At 55.4% G+C, this 18,017-nt stretch carries 19 protein-coding genes and 1 pseudogene; 1 reads left to right on the top strand and 19 read right to left on the bottom strand.

Going from position 1 to position 18,017, the window contains the following annotated elements:
• Positions 1–39 precede the first annotated feature (39 nt).
• Genes VDP81_RS10910 through VDP81_RS10845 form a run of 14 tightly spaced genes read right to left on the bottom strand, consistent with a single transcriptional unit; the run spans position 40 to position 12,840 of the window.
• The gene (locus VDP81_RS10910; protein ID WP_323012313.1) at positions 40–1,044 is read right to left on the bottom strand and encodes a branched-chain amino acid ABC transporter permease; all 1,005 of its coding nucleotides are present in this window, start codon (positions 1,042–1,044) and stop codon (positions 40–42) included.
• A 6-nt stretch (positions 1,045–1,050) separates the two neighbouring features.
• Positions 1,051–1,923, bottom strand: coding sequence for a branched-chain amino acid ABC transporter permease (locus tag VDP81_RS10905; RefSeq protein ID WP_323012312.1), 873 nt, complete (start codon positions 1,921–1,923; stop codon positions 1,051–1,053).
• On the bottom strand, positions 1,920–2,627 hold the full coding sequence (locus VDP81_RS10900; protein WP_323012311.1) for an ABC transporter ATP-binding protein: 708 nt from the start codon (positions 2,625–2,627) through the stop codon (positions 1,920–1,922). Before VDP81_RS10900 ends, VDP81_RS10905 begins: the two co-directional genes overlap by 4 nt.
• Entirely contained in the window at positions 2,624–3,349 is a 726-nt protein-coding gene (locus tag VDP81_RS10895; RefSeq protein ID WP_323012310.1) for an ABC transporter ATP-binding protein, read from the bottom strand. Before VDP81_RS10895 ends, VDP81_RS10900 begins: the two co-directional genes overlap by 4 nt.
• Positions 3,346–4,641 carry an ABC transporter substrate-binding protein gene (locus VDP81_RS10890; protein ID WP_323012309.1) on the bottom strand — a complete coding sequence of 432 codons (1,296 nt, stop codon included), beginning with the start codon at positions 4,639–4,641 and terminating at the stop codon, positions 3,346–3,348. The genes VDP81_RS10895 and VDP81_RS10890 overlap by 4 nt, the downstream gene beginning before the upstream one ends.
• On the bottom strand, positions 4,638–6,119 hold the full coding sequence (locus tag VDP81_RS10885) for a methyl-accepting chemotaxis protein (protein WP_323012308.1): 1,482 nt from the start codon (positions 6,117–6,119) through the stop codon (positions 4,638–4,640). The genes VDP81_RS10890 and VDP81_RS10885 overlap by 4 nt, the downstream gene beginning before the upstream one ends.
• Before the next feature lie 39 nt (positions 6,120–6,158).
• The gene (locus tag VDP81_RS10880) at positions 6,159–7,088 is read right to left on the bottom strand and encodes a SphA family protein (protein WP_322996542.1); all 930 of its coding nucleotides are present in this window, start codon (positions 7,086–7,088) and stop codon (positions 6,159–6,161) included.
• A 50-nt stretch (positions 7,089–7,138) separates the two neighbouring features.
• A complete protein-coding gene (locus tag VDP81_RS10875) occupies positions 7,139–7,330 on the bottom strand; it encodes a 2-hydroxymuconate tautomerase (RefSeq protein WP_322996543.1) in 192 nt (63 codons plus the stop codon).
• A gap of 10 nt (positions 7,331–7,340) precedes the next feature.
• On the bottom strand, positions 7,341–8,129 hold the full coding sequence (gene dmpH / locus VDP81_RS10870; RefSeq protein WP_322996544.1) for a 2-oxo-3-hexenedioate decarboxylase: 789 nt from the start codon (positions 8,127–8,129) through the stop codon (positions 7,341–7,343).
• Positions 8,126–9,160, bottom strand: a complete 1,035-nt coding sequence (gene dmpG, locus VDP81_RS10865) for a 4-hydroxy-2-oxovalerate aldolase (protein WP_322996545.1) — start codon at positions 9,158–9,160, stop codon at positions 8,126–8,128. Before dmpG ends, dmpH begins: the two co-directional genes overlap by 4 nt.
• A 10-nt stretch (positions 9,161–9,170) precedes the next feature.
• Complete coding sequence (locus VDP81_RS10860; RefSeq protein ID WP_322996558.1) at positions 9,171–10,079, bottom strand: acetaldehyde dehydrogenase (acetylating); 909 nt, start codon at positions 10,077–10,079, stop codon at positions 9,171–9,173.
• A 49-nt stretch (positions 10,080–10,128) separates the two neighbouring features.
• Entirely contained in the window at positions 10,129–10,911 is a 783-nt protein-coding gene (gene dmpE / locus VDP81_RS10855) for a 2-oxopent-4-enoate hydratase (protein ID WP_322996546.1), read from the bottom strand.
• A 10-nt stretch (positions 10,912–10,921) separates the two neighbouring features.
• Positions 10,922–12,376 carry a 2-hydroxymuconic semialdehyde dehydrogenase gene (locus VDP81_RS10850; RefSeq protein ID WP_323012307.1) on the bottom strand — a complete coding sequence of 485 codons (1,455 nt, stop codon included), beginning with the start codon at positions 12,374–12,376 and terminating at the stop codon, positions 10,922–10,924.
• Positions 12,377–12,393: 17 nt separating this feature from the next.
• The gene (locus VDP81_RS10845) at positions 12,394–12,840 is read right to left on the bottom strand and encodes a heme-binding protein (RefSeq protein ID WP_322996548.1); all 447 of its coding nucleotides are present in this window, start codon (positions 12,838–12,840) and stop codon (positions 12,394–12,396) included.
• 148 nt (positions 12,841–12,988) lie between these two features.
• On the opposite strand from VDP81_RS10845, the gene VDP81_RS10840 reads away from it, so the two are divergent.
• Positions 12,989–13,714 (top strand): FCD domain-containing protein, encoded by a 726-nt coding sequence (locus VDP81_RS10840; protein WP_322996549.1) that lies wholly within the window; start codon positions 12,989–12,991, stop codon positions 13,712–13,714.
• 74 nt (positions 13,715–13,788) lie between these two features.
• On the opposite strand, the pseudogene VDP81_RS10835 reads toward VDP81_RS10840, so the two are convergent.
• The 5 genes and pseudogenes from VDP81_RS10835 to VDP81_RS10815 form a co-directional block, all read right to left on the bottom strand.
• A pseudogene (locus VDP81_RS10835) lies at positions 13,789–14,719 on the bottom strand (catechol 2,3-dioxygenase).
• Positions 14,720–14,732: 13 nt separating this feature from the next.
• A complete protein-coding gene (locus VDP81_RS10830; RefSeq protein ID WP_323012306.1) occupies positions 14,733–15,788 on the bottom strand; it encodes a 2Fe-2S iron-sulfur cluster binding domain-containing protein in 1,056 nt (351 codons plus the stop codon).
• A gap of 33 nt (positions 15,789–15,821) precedes the next feature.
• Complete coding sequence (locus tag VDP81_RS10825) at positions 15,822–16,181, bottom strand: phenol hydroxylase subunit P4 (protein WP_322996552.1); 360 nt, start codon at positions 16,179–16,181, stop codon at positions 15,822–15,824.
• A gap of 10 nt (positions 16,182–16,191) precedes the next feature.
• The gene (locus VDP81_RS10820; RefSeq protein ID WP_322996553.1) at positions 16,192–17,736 is read right to left on the bottom strand and encodes an aromatic/alkene/methane monooxygenase hydroxylase/oxygenase subunit alpha; all 1,545 of its coding nucleotides are present in this window, start codon (positions 17,734–17,736) and stop codon (positions 16,192–16,194) included.
• A gap of 9 nt (positions 17,737–17,745) precedes the next feature.
• A complete protein-coding gene (locus VDP81_RS10815) occupies positions 17,746–18,015 on the bottom strand; it encodes an MmoB/DmpM family protein (protein ID WP_322996554.1) in 270 nt (89 codons plus the stop codon).
• Between the last annotated feature and the right edge of the window lie 2 nt (positions 18,016–18,017).

Here is an 18,017-nt window from a genome sequence, read left to right as displayed (position 1 = left end):
CAGGGTGACGCTACACGCACGTCTGACGGAAATTTTTACCTATGATAGTCTTTTCAGGTGCCTGCGCACCTGAAAAACATCCAAATTCCAACGAGTCTGTAGACTACCCCATAAGCCACGAGGATTCCAGAGCATCACGCCGACAGTCAGCATGCCGACAAAAATCAGGTACCAGCTGCCATAGTCACTTAGCTGTTCGCGCAAAATAAAATAAAGCAGCGTACCCAGAAGTGGGCCTTCGATAGTCCCGATGCCGCCGATCACGACAATAAAAATCATCGCGACCATCCAATCAATCGAAAAGGCGGCATCCGGTGAAATCCGCAGCTTGGTGATGAAAATCAAGGCGCCGGTCATGCCGCAACCCACGGCACACGACACATACACAAACCACTGAATCCGCCTTGTGGACACCCCCAGACTGGCGGCGGCCCGGACATTGTCCCGCACTGCGGTCAAGGCCAGCCCATGACGTGAGCGTAGCAAGAAATACACAAAGGCGGTCGCCCCCACCCCGAGCGCCAAGGCCGACCACAGGGTGATGGATTCGCGCCACCAGGCTGGGATGCCGCGTAAGGTCGCCGTGACAGACAGGCCTGAGCCCCCGCCAAAATCGCTGATATTGGCCAGAACCAGGCGACAGATCTCAGCCAACACCCAAGTTCCGACTGCAAAATAAGCCCCTTTCAGGCGAAACATCAAGGCGCCAAAAGGCAGCGACAGAAGCCCACAGACCAGACCTGCCAAAGGAATTGTCAGAAAGGGATCAATACCGAGCTTAAGACCAAAGAACACCAGAACATACCCGCCTATGCCGATATAGGCTTGTTGGCCGATGGACAAAAGCCCGCCATAGCCGGCCAGCAAGTTCCACATCTGGGCCAAGGCCAACATATAGAAAAATTCGCTGAACAGGCGCAAATTGGCTCGGCCGGCCCACCAGGGGGCCAGCGCCAGCAGCCCAACCCCCAGCAATAACAGCCAGAACAGGCTCCGGCACAAGACAGGAGAACGCGATGCAGAAGCTTGGGTGGTATGTGCCATGGCCAATCAATGGTTCTTTACGACAGGAAACAGGCCATAGGGCCGGAACATGAGTATCAACAGAAAAGCCAGATGCCCCCCCAGAATGCCCCAGCCAGGGTTGATCTGCAGGGCAACAGATTGAGCCACGCCTAAAACGATGGCCCCGATCAGCGTGCCCCATAAAGACCCCAAGCCACCGATAATCACAGCCTCGAAGGCGTATATCAGCCGCGCACCGCCATCGGATGGCGCCACACTCGCCCCCAGCACGAAGAAGAATCCGCCAATGGCAGTCACAGCCATGGCCAAGCCCATCGCCAGGGCATACACGTGCCGATTGTCCACCCCCATCAAGGACACGATTTGAGGATCATCGGCGGCAGCCCGAAAGGCCCGGCCCAAGCGTGTGCGAGCAAACAGCAGCTGCAGCAAGACAAACACCAATATTGCCATCCCCATGATCAGCAACGGCAATATCCCGACATGCAAGCCGCCCCCCAGCGCCAAGCTATCCGTCACCAAGTTCCCGGCGGCCAAGCCTCGGGCATCTGCCGAATAAATTTCAAGCAAACCGCTCTGGATGACAATGGACAAACCGAATGTCACCAATAAAGGAGGCAAAAGATCATTTCCCAGCACCCGGTTGAATAAGCCCCGCTGCAGCCCATAGCCTACGGCGGCCATCAGCGGAACCAGCAACAATAAAATAAGAGCGGGCGCGGCACCCAACCAAAGCCCCAGGGACACGGCCAGAAAAGCCGCCAATACCGTCAGGTCGCCATGCGCAATATTGACAAGACGCATAATCCCAAAGGACAAGGACAGGCCGACGGCCATCAAGGCATATAGGCCCCCTGTCAGCACGCCCTGAATAATGATGTTGATCCAGTGCATCATGATTTGATCCCGAAATAAGCATGGGCGATTTCTTCTTCGCTGAAGGCATCCGCCCGGCCTTCGAGCACGACCCGGCCTTCGCACAGACAAAGCATGCGATCCGCACTGGATAAGGCTTGACGGATGTCTTGCTCGACTAAAACAAGCGATACCCCTTGGGCCCGAATCAGCGGAAAGGCCTGATACACATCCCGCACGATCACCGGGGCAAGCCCCAGGGATACTTCATCGCACAGCAGCAAGGAAGGATTGGACATGAGCGCGCGACCAATCGCCACCATCTGCTGTTGCCCGCCTGATAACAATGTGGACTTCCGGCGCGCAAAGGTCTTGAGAATGGGGAAGAGTTCATAGACAGCCGCAAGATCCCAGGGGCCAGGCCGACGCACATAGGCCCCCATGAGCAAGTTTTCCTCGACGGTCAGGCTAGGAAACAAACGCCGTCCCTCAGGAATCATTGCCACCCCCAGGGAGACAATGTCATGTGCCGGCAGATGGCCGATCGACTGCCCCTGGTAGCTGATATGTCGCTGGGCCCGATCAGACAGCATGCCGCACAGGGCCTTGAGCAAAGTCGTCTTACCCGCACCGTTGGCGCCGATCACCGCCAGGGCCTCGCCCACATCAAGTTCCAGGCTGACTCCATACAGGGCCTGAAAATCCCCGTAAAACGCGGTCAAATCGCGCGACTGCAACAGCTTCATTGCAAACCTATTCCCATATAGACCTCGCGCACCTGAGGCTCCGCCATGACATCGGCAGGCCGGCCTTGCGTCAGCACCCGGCCCGCATCAATGACCAGCAATCGATCAGCCACAGCCATCAAGGCATGCACGATATGCTCAATCCAGATCATGGAGACCCCCTGGCCCTGAATGGCCTTGATCGTCTCGATCAGTTGCGCTACTTCTGGATCACTGAGACCCCCTGCAATTTCATCCAATAACAAGACTGTTGGCCCGGTCGCCAGCGCCCGAGCCAGTTCGAGCCTTTTCCGATCCAGCAATGGCAAGCTGCCCGAGACATGATTGGCTTTTGCCAGCAGACCACTGATCTGCAAGGCCTGTCGGGCAGGTTCACGAGCCTCGCGTTCGCTACGCCCTGCCCCGAAGCTTGCGCCCACCAATACATTTTCATAGACCGTCATGCCCGAAAACGGATGCGGAATCTGATAAGTGCGCCCAATGCCCTGCAGGCAGCGTCGGGCCGAGGACAATAAGGAAATATCCTGACCGGCAAGACGCACTGTCCCTGCGTCGGGCTTCAAGTCGCCTGCGATCAGATTGAACAGCGTGGACTTTCCCGCGCCATTGGGCCCGATAATGCCTAGAATTTCCCCTTGGGACAGATCCAAGGAAATGCTCTCAAGCACCTGCATGCTGCCAAACGATCGGGCCAGGCCATGGGCCTCCAGCACCAGGCTCATGAGTAACGAATAGGGGCGAGATTGCCTTGCAGGGCAATCTGCTGTGCCTGGCTATTTTCGACAATCAACAGATCCAGCCCTTGTTCGCGGCGCTTCCATTGCCCTCCTACCAGGGGCGTCTTGCATACATTGGGGACGGGGCCGGGAGAAAAGTCGATATGGCCAACCACGGTGTCCAGCTTAGTGCTGCGAATCGCATCACGAATCGCCTCGGGGCTGTGTTCCGCCGCGCGTTTGAACACATCAACGACAACTTCGAACAGCGAATGCTTAAAGCCCAGCGGCATGGTCCAGGGTCGGCCAGAATACTGGGTAAACGCCTGTGCGAGCTCGGCGGCGCTTTGTCCTGTGAGGCTGGATGAAAAGGGGTGCGCGGGCGACCACCAGACCTCGACAGACAAGCCATCCGCCCGTGAGCCAAAGGACTCAATGGCAGCCGGAAATTCGCAGGCCTTGGCGACTGTCACAATGCTGGGTCGATAGTTTTGCTGGCCCGCCTGAGCCCAGAAATTAGCGAAATCCGGCGGCGGAATCACCCCCGTGACAATATCCGCGTTTTGTTCCTTGAAGGCCCCGAGATAAGACGAGAAATTGTCGGATGGTGTCTGATAACGGCCCCGATCCACCAAGGTAAACCCTTTTTGTGCCAACACAGGCGGGAAGCCCATTTTGGGATCACCCCAGGCATTGCCATCGGAATCATTGGGCCATAGAGCGCCCACTGTTTTGCCAGTCGGAATCTGTTCCCATAAACCCGTGAACACGCCAATAATGTCTTCCAGACCCCAAAAATAATGCCAGGTCCAATCAAACCCCTGGTCCGGTGCGCCGCCGCGCCCGAAAAAGTGTGGTTGCCAAGGAGTGTCCGTGGTGAGACAAGGCACCCCATTCAGCTCGCACTGATCCGCCACCGGGTTGGTGGTCGCCGGCGTGCTGGCCGCAATCACAATATCGACCTGATCATTGAGGATCAGTTCCGAGGCGGCGTCTGCAGCCCGATTCGAGTTCGACTGAGAATCCTTGTACAGTATTTCAACCGGATATTTTTTGCCCGCCAAGGTGATGCCGCTGGCCAATATCTTACGCACCTGATCCAGGGTGAAAGGGTCCGGTTCAGCAAAAACCGCCAACGGGCCTGTCTGCGGGCTCACGTAACCGATTTTCAGGCTGGTGGCTGCCCTGGCTGCTGGGAAAGGCAGCATGGACGCTGCAGCCAGACCACCCAATTTTTTTAGCGTGCTACGACGCGAGCCTGAAAAAATAGCGTTTGCGTTCGAGGTAAAAGTTTTCATGTCGTCTCCTGAATTGTTTTTATGACACCGTCCGAGCGTGTTCGACGAAACCACCGCTGAGACTGTATCTGACGGTCTTCGGTATCGATCAATGCCAAAGCCGACTTGACCCGGTCGTACGCCGGACGCACTTCTGCAGGCACTTGTGCCCGAACGTCTGCAAACTGTTCGCGGCGTGCCAGCCCCAGAACCTGGTTGCGTATAGAACGATAAGACTGCATGGCCTCATCAAACTGTGACATCAGTCGATCATCCAGCCGCCTGCCGACGCCGTGTTGATAGCGTTTCCAAGCGGTATCAATGATCTCGTCCAGCTCGGCAATTCTCTGTACGACAATCCCCAGTTCGGAGTAGGCCCCCGCATTCATAATCAGAATATTGCAGGCCCGCATTTCCTCGATGCCGTCTTGCAAGGTATCGATTTCCCGGCGCGTGGGTAGCAGGCCCGATGTTTCATGCTTAAGTTGGCCGATCAGGCCCTGCACAACGCGCAACTGCTCATTGCTCTTGCCTACCCACTCGACAGACTGCTGCGCCGCTGTGGACAAGGTCTCTACATCGCGCACAATCTGCTCGCCCAGCCGGCTTTGTATTTGGGCAGCTGAAACCAAATCGCCCGCCGTGGCCAACGTGCGCTGGGCACGTTCACCGATGCCGGCCAATGCCCGGGCCGTTTCCCGGGTACGTTCCACGCCAGTCTGTATATCGCTCAAGACAGTCTTCAGAAAACCGTCAGCGGCTTGGGCGCTGGTTGTAATCCCCGAAATCATTTCCCGAATCTGTACCGTAGCCTCACCGGTTCTGGCGGCCAGGCCACGCACCTCGCTGGCAACCACGGCAAAGCCACGGCCTTGTTCACCCGCCCGTGCGGCTTCGACTGCGGCATTCAGCGACAGCAAGTTAGTCTGCATGGCAACGTCCTGGATCATCCGCAAGATGGACTCGATTTCTCCGGTGTGATGCATGACATCCCGGAAGCGTTGCTCCAAGCCTTCTGCCGACTGTGCCAATGAGCCAATACGGTCAGTGGTTTCGCGCAACAAACCATCCCCTTCCAAGGCCAGCGAGTGCATCGAACCCACATCATCATGGGTCGCCCTGGCCGATTCAGCCACGGTATGCACGCTACTGCCCAGAGTGTCCACGCGCTGGCGGATGCCCGCCAGGGCCTCCGCCTGCTGGCGCGAAAACGAGACAACCCGCGTAAAGGACGACATCATGCTGGCATTGTTGACCGTGACATCCAGGGCGTGGCGATCCAGCTGTGTCAGCGCCCGGCTGACGGGAGCCGTACGACTGACCAGCTTGGGCCCAAAGATCACCCCAGCCAGACTAAGCAAGCACAACAGCAGCAATCCAAGCAGGGCAAGCAGAGCCCAGCCCCCCTCCCCCTGCCCCATCGCCATCCAGGTAAAGGTCGTCAGGGCCAGGGCCAGCACCGCGCCCAAGCCACAAATCCAGCGCATACCCACGGGCATGATGGGTCTCCTTTAATAAGGGGAGGGGGAATATGGGGCCTATAACGGCATCGCGAACTTGAGCCAGAACTTGTCACCGCCAAAGCGGTTTTCGACCATGGTTTCATGCTGCCACTGGGCAATGAACTGCATCCCGTTTTTGGCGGAGTAGTTCACGCTGGGACCAAACGCAAAGACACGGCCCTTGCGTCCTTCGGACCAGGGGCCCATCGCGGAAGAAATCGCTTGACCATCCAGCTTGTCGGCCGTTGTCTGCTGCAGGTAATAGCCCGACACCCCGGCAGCCCAAGGCCCAAAGTGCTTGCCCACCAGCCAGTCGACGTGGAATTCATCGCCTGAGGAATACGTCATCTTCGGACCATTTTCAAATGGACGGAAGCGGTTGTTGCTGGTCTTCATGTTGTACATGAACTTGGCGGAAGCTTCCCAGCCATCCTCGTTGAGGTAGGTGAAAGCAAAGACCGGCTCGAAGCTCCAGTAACCGGCCCCGATGCTGCGCAGCGGATCGCCTGAATAGTATTTTCCGGTGGGCGCCATAATATCCAGCGCCGTGACCCAGTGCCAATTGCCACTATGCCAGGACAAGATAAAAGGACTGACGGTGATGTCACCCAGGTTGGTCTCGGTACCCGAGGCTCCACCCATCTCGATGCGCTGATGCACTAGCGGCGCAATGACATGCCAGCCCCAATTACCGCCCAGAATCTGGTAATTGGAAACATTGAGGTAACGGAACGCATTGAACCAGGCATCGACCTTGGCGCCAGACACCCGATTACCATCACCATCACGCAGCTTGCCCGTGTAGTAGCCCGAGTAGTTGATGAAATAATCACCCGGCGGAGGCACGGCGCCAGCCATCCAGCTTTCGCCGCCATTGGGGTATTGATCGCCACCTTCCTTGGCCTGTGCCATACCACACAGACCCACGGTCATCGCTAGTGCCAGCACCAGTTTTGTTACTTTCATGCTGTTGTCTCCAAAGGTTTTTTATATTGACGATAAGGCTGAAACTGCGGCTAACGCCCCAGGTCCTTGGCCGTGGTTCCTGCAATGCACCAGTTTTCCTTGGGCATATCGTGAACCCAGATACGGACGTTTTGCTGAGGCACATCCAGCGTTTCAACCAGCACCTGGGTCATTTTTTCGAACATGGCCTTTTTCTGTTCTTCGGTACGGCCTTCGAGCATGTATATCTGTACAAACGGCATGGCTTGGCTCCTAGGCGAAGTGAACTGAAACTGAGCCCAGGCCATGGACTCGCAAACAGACGGAGTCCCCAGCCTGTACAGAGACGGCCTCAGTGATGCCGCCCGACAGAACCAAGGTGCCCGCTGGAATTTCCTGGCCTCGACGCCCCAGATGATTGGCCAGTTCGGCCAACGCTGTCGCCGGATGCCCCAAAACGGCAGCCCCAGCCCCAAAGGCCACGGGCTCGCCATTTTTTTCAAGCACAATGCCCAATGTTCGCAAGTCGAGCGCCCGGGCATCACCCATGCAACCGCCGACCACAAACCGCGTAGAAGAACAGTTGTCAGCCACCACGCTCTTGAGATCAAACTTGAAGTCCCGATAGCGGCTATCAATAATTTCGATGGCTGGAATGACAAAATCGGTGGCAGCCAGCACATCCCCTATATGACAGCCAGGCCCCTTGAGTGGGGCCTTCGTGACAAAGGCAATTTCAGGCTCAACCTTGGGGTGAATCAACTTGCTGGTATCGATGGAGCCGCCATCCGGCACGCTGAAATAATCAGTCAAAAACCCGAAAACCGGGGTTTCCACCCCCATTTGGCGCATCTTGGCAAAGGATGTCAGGCCTGCTTTCAAGCCAACGGTCTTTTGCCCTCGGGCTTCTTTGCGGCGCCGGATCTCATCCTGAATGGCGTAGGCGTCTTCCCAGTCCATATCGGGATGATCGAGCGTGATTTTCAGCGTGTCATGCGCTTGCAGTTCGCAATCTTCCAGGTGTGCGGCCAGCGCCGCTATTTGGCCTGCATCCAGCTTCATGCTGCACCCCGCTGACGAGCCAGGCTAAGCGCCGTATCTTCGATCATGTCTTCCTGTCCTCCCACCATCCCTCGGCGGCCCATCTCAACTAAAATTTCACGGGCTGGCACTCCGTAACGCTGTTCGGCGCGACGCGCAAACAGCAGGAATGACCCATACACCCCGGCATAGCCCAATGTCAGCGCATCGCGGCTTAATCGCACAGGCTCGGTCATCATGGGATACACCAGATCCTCGGCCACATCCTGTACCTTGAACAGGTCCACGCCGGTTGGAATAGAGAGCAAATTGCACACAGCCACCAAGGCTTCCATGGGCGTATTGCCTGAGCCTGCCCCCATGCCGGAGCAGGCTGCATCAATGCGGCTAGCCCCTGCGTCCATGGCTGCCAGGCTGTTTGCCACCCCCATGGCCAAATTGTGATGTCCGTGAAAACCCAATTCGGTTTCGGGCTTTAACGCCTGTCGCAGTGCATCTATTTTCTCGGTGACCTGATGCGGCAGCATGTGCCCCGCTGAATCGGTCATATAAATGCAGTTGGCACCGTAGCCTTCCATCAATCGAGCCTGGCTGACGAGCCCCTCGGGGCTATTCATATGACTCATCATCAAAAAGCCGACAGTGTCCATATCCAACTGACGTGCCAGCGTAATGTGCTGCTCGGAGACATCAGCCTCGGTGCAGTGCGTGGCCACCCGGATGGTGCTTACCCCCAGGTCATGGGCCATGCGCAGGTGCTCGACCGTACCTATACCCGGCAGCAGCAATGCGGATACCTTGGCCTGTTTCATCAGTGGAATCACCGTGGACAGGTATTCTTCGTCGGTATGTAACGAAAAACCATAGTTGACCGAGCTGCCTCCCAGCCCATCGCCGTGCGTGACTTCAATGAGTGGAACCCCGGCTGCATCCAAGCCGCAGGCGACATCCCGCATTTGCTGCAACGTGATTTGGTGGCGCATGGCATGCATGCCATCGCGCAGCGTCATGTCGTGCAGCCTGACTGAAGGCTTGTTTTGTGTGCTGTTCATGATCATGTCCTTACGCCGCGTCGAAATTCAATTCACCCTTGCGGATGCGCTCGGCAAACATTTCGGCTGTGCGTGTGGCCGATGCCGTCATGATGTCCAGGTTGCCCGAGTATTTCGGCAGATAGTCGCCCAAGCCTTCAACCTCGAGATAAATGGACACTCGCCGCCCATCGAATACCGGCCCGTTTACCAGCTTGTAGCCCGGCACATAGCGCTGCACCTGCGCGATCATGGCCTGCACCGAAGCGGTAATGGCTGCCTCATCGGGTTCGCCTTCTGTCAGGCAATGCACCGTGTCACGCATAATCAATGGTGGATCAGCGGGATTCAGGATAATGATGGCCTTGCCTTTTTTGGCGCCGCCAACCTTCTCGACGGCGCCCGCCGTGGTTTGTGTGAACTCGTCGATATTCTTGCGCGTGCCTGGCCCTGCAGACCGGGAAGACACCGTCGCGACGATCTCGGCATAATCCACCGGCTGAACCTGCGAAACCGCCGCCACCATCGGGATAGTGGCCTGTCCGCCGCAGGTAACCATATTGACGTTGGTCTCGCACTGTTCCAGATGTGTCTGCAAATTGACAGGGGGGACGCAGTAAGGCCCGATGGCTGCCGGCGTCAGGTCAATCATCAACGCGCCTTGCGCCGTGACCTTATTGCTATTTTCCTGGTGCACATAGGCCGATGTCGCATCGAACACGATGCGTATGTTATCGGCCTTCATGTGGGGCACCAGCCCATCAACCCCATCGGCTGTGGTCTTCAGCCCCATATCGCGCGCCCGCGCCAGCCCTTCGGACTCTGGATCGATACCCACCATCCAGACTGGTTCAAGTATTTCGCTGCGCTGCAGCTTATACAGTAGGTCCGTACCGATATTCCCCGATCCAATCAGGGCACAGCGTATTTTTTCCATGATTTTCGCTCCCGTTTGCAGGCTCGCCCAGCAAGCCTGCGTCTTCAATGCCTCAGGCAAACCGCACCGAACAACTACCCAGCCCACCAATAGAAACCCGCAAATTACAAGGGCCAGAAATCGGGACCATCGCCGCCAATGCACCCGAGAGCACAATTTCTCCGGCCTTGAGGGGCGTTCCGAGGGCGCCCATTTGGTTAGCTAGCCAGGCGACCGCGGCAACCGGAGAACCCAGGGCTGCCGCCCCCGAGCCTGTGACGGAAACTTCACCATCGAGTTCAAGCACCATGCCGCAGGTCGTGAGATCAAGCTGACGCGGATCGACAAGTTTTTCACCCAGCACCAACAAGCCGCATGAGGCGTTATCCGCCACGGTGTCCTGGATTTTTATTTTCCAGTCACGAATGCGCGAGTCGACGATTTCGAAGCAGGCCATAACGCCTTCGGTGGCGGCATAGACATCGGCGACGGTCACCCCCGGGCCTTGCAGATCTTTTTTCAGAAAAAAAGCAATTTCACCTTCAGCCTTAGGCTGAATCAACGTATCCAGTGCCACGGTGGCCCCATCCGCATGCACCATGTCACTGAGCAAATAGCCAAAATCAGGCTGGAATACACCCAACATATTCATGACCGCCTTGCTGGTCACACCGATTTTCTTGCCAATGACACGTGCCCCGGCATCGATGCGATGGCTGAGCATATGTTCTTGGATACGATAGGCTTGCTCGATGGACAGATCAGGGTATGTTTCTGTCAAGGGCGCAATAGGATTGCGTTGCACCAATGCCTGATGCAAAGAACTGCCTAACTGTTCGATAAGTGTTTGATCCATGGAAAGGCACCTATAGCTTGATACAAATATTACGCAGCTCGGTGTAGAACTCGAGTGAGTGCACACCGCCTTCACGCCCAATACCTGATTGTTTTGATCCACCAAATGGCGCACGCAATTCGCGCAGAAACCAGGAATTGACCCAGACAAGGCCAGCCTCTATTTGGGCCGCCACCCGATGGGCTCGGGAGAGGTTCTGAGTCCAGATGGAACAGGCCAGGCCGTACTCGGTGTCATTGGCTCGGCGAATGACTTCGTCTTCCGCATCGAAGGGCTGGACCAACACGCAAGGGCCAAAGATTTCTTCACGAGCAATGATGGAATCGTCATCCAGACCGGTCCAGATCGTCGGCTGCACCCAGCAGCCCTGCGCAAGACGCTCTGGCATCGGAGGAACCCCCCCGCCGGTAACAACCGTGGCCCCCATGCCTGCTGCCTTGCGGTAGTAGGACAACACCTTTTCCTGGTGTTCACGCGAGACCAGTGGCCCCAACTCGACGCCTTCGTCATCGGGACAACCGATCTTGAGCGCTTCAGCCCCTTCTTTGAGGCGCTGCACAAACTTTTCAAATAACGGGCGTTCGACATAGATGCGCTCTGTCGCCAGACAAACCTGGCCGCTATTGGAAAAGGACGAGCGCAAACAGCCTTCGATGGCTGCATCGAGGTCGCAATCTGCAAAAACAATGGCCGGGTTCTTGCCCCCTAATTCCAGAGACACAGGACGTGCGCCCTGAGCCGCCGCCTTCATGATGGCTGTCCCTGTGCGTGTCTCGCCCGTAAAGGTAATGGCATTGACCTTGGGGTGCTCGGTGAGAAAGGCACCTGCAGAATCAGGCCCAAATCCATGCACGACGTTATAAACCCCGGCGGGAATGCCCACCTGATTCATGACCTCGCCTAGCAACGTGGCGGTTTGCGGCGTTTCTTCGGAGGGTTTGACGACCACCGTATTGCCACAGGCCAACGCAGGGCCGACCTTCCAGGTCATGAGCAGAAGCGGCAAATTCCAGGGACAGACGACGCCAATCACACCCACCGGGCGACGGATGGAGTAATTCAGTGCCCCCCTGCCATCGGGCGTGGCGCTTTCAAAAAATTCTGCCGGAACACTGCGGATAAGATCTGCAAAGACTTTGAAATTAGCAGCCCCCCGAGGGATATCCAGATGTGCTGCCAGGCTGCGGGGCTTGCCAGTATCGGCGCATTCCGCCTCTAGGAAATCATCAAACCGAAGGGTGATTGCATCGACCAAAGCCGACAACATGCCGGACCGTTCGCTGAGTGAAAGATTCCCCCAGGGCCCCCGCAATGCAGCATGGGCAGCCTCAACCGCACGATCGATTTCTGCTTTGCCGGCCTCATGCACGCGAGCAATGGGGCTGTAATCCATCGGTGAACGCTTGGTAAAGTGCCGAGCCGTTTCAACAAATTCGCCGTTGATGAAATTGCGGATTTCCTTCATGTTCTTTTCAAGTCCTATTAATTATGGTCATTGGCCGACACGGCCGCCCCAATGGCATCAAGACCGGCCTGCGCGCAGCGCTGATCTTCGTCCTCGGAGGCCCCGGAGACGCCGATGCCGCCCACCAAAACACCCTGGTCGTAAATAGGCAGTCCGCCGCCAAAAATGATCAGCCCCGGCTGATTGGCAAAGCCCAGCTTCATGCTTTCACTGTGGCCAATGCCATCCATCCACTGAGCGGTAGGAAAACCAAAACCAGCTGCGGTGCGTGCTTTTTCTTGGGCAATGGAAATTGACTGAGGAAAGGCCGACGGCATGCGTAAAAAGCACATCAGCAAGCCAGCCCTATCCGTGACTGCGACATTGATATGACGCCCCTGCGCTTCGGCGCTGGCGATGGCTGCCTGGCAAGCCTGTAACGCTGCCTGCCATGTGATCACGCGGGTTTCGATGGAAAGAGACATAGACAGCCCAAAATTCAACCGGGATAAGATTAAAATCAATTATATTACTTTTCTCGACATTTTCAAACTATATCGAGATTTATTGAATAAATTGTTATTCTATATAATTTAATATTTGTTATGTCAACGTTTAGATTCTGGAGCCCCTATGACTGAGCCCAAGATCAATGCACTGCTTGATGCGGCCGAACCCAAGACATTGGTGGAAGGAGCCTATCGTCAACTGCACAACAACATCATCAGCGGCATCCACCCACCCGGCGAAAAACTACGTGTAGAACACCTTAAAGATCAATACGATGTAGGCGCTGGCACCTTACGCGAGGCCTTGTTGATGCTGGTGACCGATACGCTTGTCGTCGCTCAGGGACAACGTGGATTCCGGGTGGCACCCATCTCCTTGAATGATCTGGAAGACATCACACGATCACGACTGTTGATCGAATGCACTGCACTGGAACAATCCATCAAGCACGGCGACGAAAACTGGGAATCGACACTGATTGCAGCGTTTCATCACCTGAGCCGGGTTGAAGAAAGAATCGCCGCTGGCGCCACAGATTCCACTTGTGAATGGGAGCTGCGCAATAAAGCTTTTCATGATGCATTGATCAGTGCCTGCCCATCTCGCTGGATACAATATTTTCAAAGCATTCTTTATAAGCAATCCGAACGCTATCGTCGGTTAAGTATTCTCAAGCAACCGATTGTGCGAGACGTGCATTCGGAACATGTGATTCTGTATGAAGCCGCGATTGCGCGCGATGTTACCCGCGCCCGATCCGCCCTGTCCGAGCATATTTTGCGTACTCTGGATGGAATCAAGAAAATGCCTATCGATTTCTTTAACGGTAATGGCAAAAAGGTAGCTTGAACCCGATAAAGCAACCACTAGGGGCCTTCTGAATCAGGACTCGGAAGGCCCCTAGCGATTATCTGGATATCGGATCAGGACACGACTGACAAGAAACGCTCATTCAGCTTGCGATCGTGATAGAAGATTCCGGTACCGAACTTCTTCCCAGGTCCATTTGATGGGCTTCCAATCAGGGTAGCTTTGATAGCCCCCGCTGAATGTTTCAAAACGATTACCGCTGGGATCAAAGGCATAGATGGTCGTGCCGCGTGTAATTCCGTGACGCGTGGGGCCGATGTCGATAGAGACCTTGTTCATGGACATAATGTCGGCTGCACGCAAAACCTTTTCCCAACTGTCCAGCAAAAACGAGGTGTGGTGGAGCTTGCCGGGTTCTGGGTGGCGCACAAAGGCAATATCATGGGCCTTCATAGAGCATGACAGCCAAATGGCCAGATCGGTCTTGCCATCTTCCATCACCACGTGCTCGACCAGGTAAAAGCCCAGCACATTCACAAAAATATCCTGGACCTTTTCAATATCCGGGCCATACAGCAGGCAATGATCCAGGCGAATGGGGCCAATGCCGGTTTCGCTTTCTTTGGTCCAGGGCTCTGGATTGACGTATGCCTGGCAGTTGCCCACATCCTTTTTCTGCCAATACAGCTCTATTTGATGGCCTGACGGGATTTCGAAACGGACCCGCTCGCCGGTCTCCATGAGGTCATTGGCAGGAATACGGTGCGTCGCGACGCCATAGGCATTGAGATCAGCCTCAAGCTGGTCAAGCGTGGCTGCATCCAGCACTTTGAAGCCAAAGAAATCAATCCCTGCTTCATCGGCCTGGCGAAGAATCACGCTATGGTGATCGCGCTCATCCCAGGCCTTCAGATAGACGCGCCCTTGGGCATCACGACCGGTTTCAACCAAGCCCAGAACATCACGGTAGTGATGCACACCCTCGTCGAGATCAAGTACCCGGATTTGTGCATGTCCGGGGCGCAGTACGCCAGTAATAGCCATGATATAGCCTCCTTTAGAGCCTCTTGAATAATGGGCTGTGTAGTTGCTGCGCATCAGCAGCAGAAATGAATTTCTCGGTGTAGATATCGCGTTCGAAGAGACGGCCTTGCATGAGTGCGCCTATGCAGGCTTCTATCATGAGCGGCGGGCCGCATAAATAGGCTTTCCAGCCGCGGAAATCTTGCTGAAAATGCGCCAGTGCCGCATCGTGCACAAAGCCACGAAGACCATCCCAGGATGAGTCCTCGGGTTCGTGAGACAGCACGGGGACATAAGCCAAGCCACCATGGTTTTGCGCTAATTCGAGAAACTCTTCGTGGTAATAGAGTTCATCACGGGTGCGTTGCCCATAGATCAATGCAATTTTTGCATCAGGATCTTCTGCGAGCATATCCAGAATCATTGATCTAGGACTGGACAGCCCTGAGCCTCCCGCAATGAACAGCGACGGCATGGCCTCGGATTTACGCACGAAGAACCGTCCATATGGGCCGGATATCTGCACGGCCATGCCTTCGCGCAGGTGTTCGTGGATCCAGGTAGTGCCCTCACCCCCTGGAACCAGCCGCACATTGAGTTCTATATGGTGGTCATCGGCCGGCGCGCGGGCCAACGAAAAGGCCCGGGACAGTCGGCCACCATCGATTTGCAGGTTTATATACTGCCCTGCCTGAAAATCGATGGCTTCGTCAAGCTGAATATGGATGGCCTTGACCGTGGGGGTCAAGGCCACCACCTGGGTGACTATTCCGGAGAAATCCCGTACCGGAATGGATCGAGCATCCGGATCCGCATCGATTTCGACTTCGATCACCGTATCGCTTTCCAGGCGGGCACAACAAGCCAGCGCCTTGCCTTCTTCGCGTTCGAAATCCATCAGGGCGTAGCTTGAGGCCTCGCCATGATCGATTTCCCCATCCACCACCTGCACCTTGCAGGTAGCGCACAGGCCATGGCAACAGGCATGGGGAAGCCATAGCCCTGCACGCAAGGCTGCATCAAGAATGGTTTGATCCTCTTCGACTTCGATTGCTGCACCCAGCGGTTCAATCCTGAGTTCGTACGACATGCTGCACCTACCTTTGACAACCTAATATGCGTCTTACATGCAGGAATTATTAATTCCCTTGAGGCCTGGGGTTCGAAACCGCAAGACATCCTTATGGCCTAAACCGTTTTCGGCCAATGATTTGCCTACCTGTGGAACCCAGGGCTGGCCAGACTTGAACCACTGGACCTGATCCCAATTGATCTTGGCAAAATCCGGGTGATAACCAAAGGCGCCGGGCAAGACATCGCTGATAATGGCCCCGAAGGGCATATCAGGCGGAAACGGAAAACAAAACGGGGCGCAAAACAGCAAATGATCTTCCCAGCCTATATAAGTAAGCTGGTTGCCGTGGAAGTTCTCGAGACGGTCACGGGGCGGAAAATCGTAGGGACCCAATGCTTTGACGGCCATGGTGATCTCCTTAGTTTTGAGTAGCCTGGCCATTCCAGGCGGCAAAGTTCTTTTGATCTTCAGATCCGTTGAAGTCCAGATTGTCCCGATCGATCTTGTAGTACTGCAGCACAGCAGCCAGCGGATCAAAACCTTCTACAGTCGGGTCAGTGCCTTCGGGGAAGCAGTTCCCCTGGTAGATCTGATGCACGGGCAGCCAGGCCTGGCTGTATTTTTCAGGCTCGTTCTGGAATATGTGCATGCAATGATCCGAGCAAAAGTGGTATTTATCGCCCTTGTATTCGGTTTCTCGGTAGCAGATCTTGGTGGGGTCGCCGGGTTCAGTGAACATCATCGGAATCTGGCAAACCTGGCACAGCATGGGCAAGGTCTTGTTATAGAAACGATTGCCCTGAGCTTCTTGTTCGGATTGGAATTCCAGGCGATTCCGATACAATTTATCGAAAGAGTCCGGGTACTTGGAAGACAGCCAGTCCATCTCTGAGGCAGACGGCGTCCAGGTATGGAAAGCAGCAGCGGCCCCATAGTTATACAGAGTGTTCCAGGCCTGGTGCGACAAATGGTCTTTTTCAAGCGCAATGGTATCCACGCACTTGGGCACCTTGATGCCATAACGGGCCAAATCCTTGAATAGCGCCCCGCCGTTTTCTTCGAAGTAGATTTCCCAGGCTTCTTTCCAGCTCATGGTGCGCTTTGGCAGCATATAGTCCATCATCATGGCCACCAATGTCAGCACGCGATAACCGCGCCATGTCCACTTATCAACCCAACGTTGGATAATCGGCAGATTATCAGGGTCTTGTTCGAGAATGAACTTGATGACCTCGAGACCCAGCGTCATGTGACGCGCCTCGTCGGACTGAGCCGAGAAGCCATAGGCCATCGTGTTCATGTCGCCGTTGTAGGCTGCGCCAGATACAAAGGGCACGAACAGCAGATTGGTCAGCACGTATTCAAAGGAAAACGAGATGGACAGCAGAAACTCGAATGGCCCCGCGCTGAAAGCATCATCAAAGAAGCTCTTGGGCACGGACAGATACCACACACGATCATGCATGTGGCGGAATTCATGAAAGCCGTTGTAGTGTTTGTTGTAGTTTGAAATGGCGTGGATCTGGGTCTGCGCATGCCGGACTTCGTCGACCGACTGCATCAAGCAGGCAACCCGTGCACCACCGCCGGGAATCTGTCGCCCCACATGCGCAAAGCCGCGGTGCGCCATGTATTCCAGAGGCGTCACACCCGTCAGGAACAGCTTGACGGTATTCAGGTAGCGGGCATCCGTGACCTTGAGGTGACCGTTATTCTGGGTAAAGGCATCGATGATGGCATAAAGCTTGCGCTCTTTTTCAGCCTGATATTTCCAGTAGGAATCCATCGTCATGCGGAAAGGATCTTCCCAGTTATCCCAGTTGTGAATCTTCAGACCCTCGTACTGGGCGTACGGAAATATATCCTCGAACTTTTGATAGCTCGGATTCCAGTCCAGGCCCCGAGTCATGTGCTGATATTTTTCTTTGATATTCAGCTTGGCTTTTTGGTTATGCGTGTCCATTTTTCTTCCTTAGGCGTGCCAGCTCAGGGTCAAGGCATCATCGGTTTCTTCGATATTGCCTGCCAGGGTGATGGTGTAGACGTTAAGCTCCTGCATATCAAAATCGCGACCCATGCGTTCTTCGATGGATTCGCGTTTGATGGTGAGCAGGTTTTGCGCATCGATCTTTACCATGGCTGGTTGCTCGTGCAACACAGCATGGGGGTTATCGGCCATGATGGCCTCGATGATGTAGCGTGCTTCATCGGTGGTTTGCAGGGCAATGAATACGGTAGCCATGA

It is taken from the genome of Castellaniella sp. (assembly GCF_034675845.1).
Lineage (GTDB): Bacteria > Pseudomonadota > Gammaproteobacteria > Burkholderiales > Burkholderiaceae_B > Castellaniella.
This window is presented reverse-complemented; position numbering and strand designations above follow the sequence as displayed.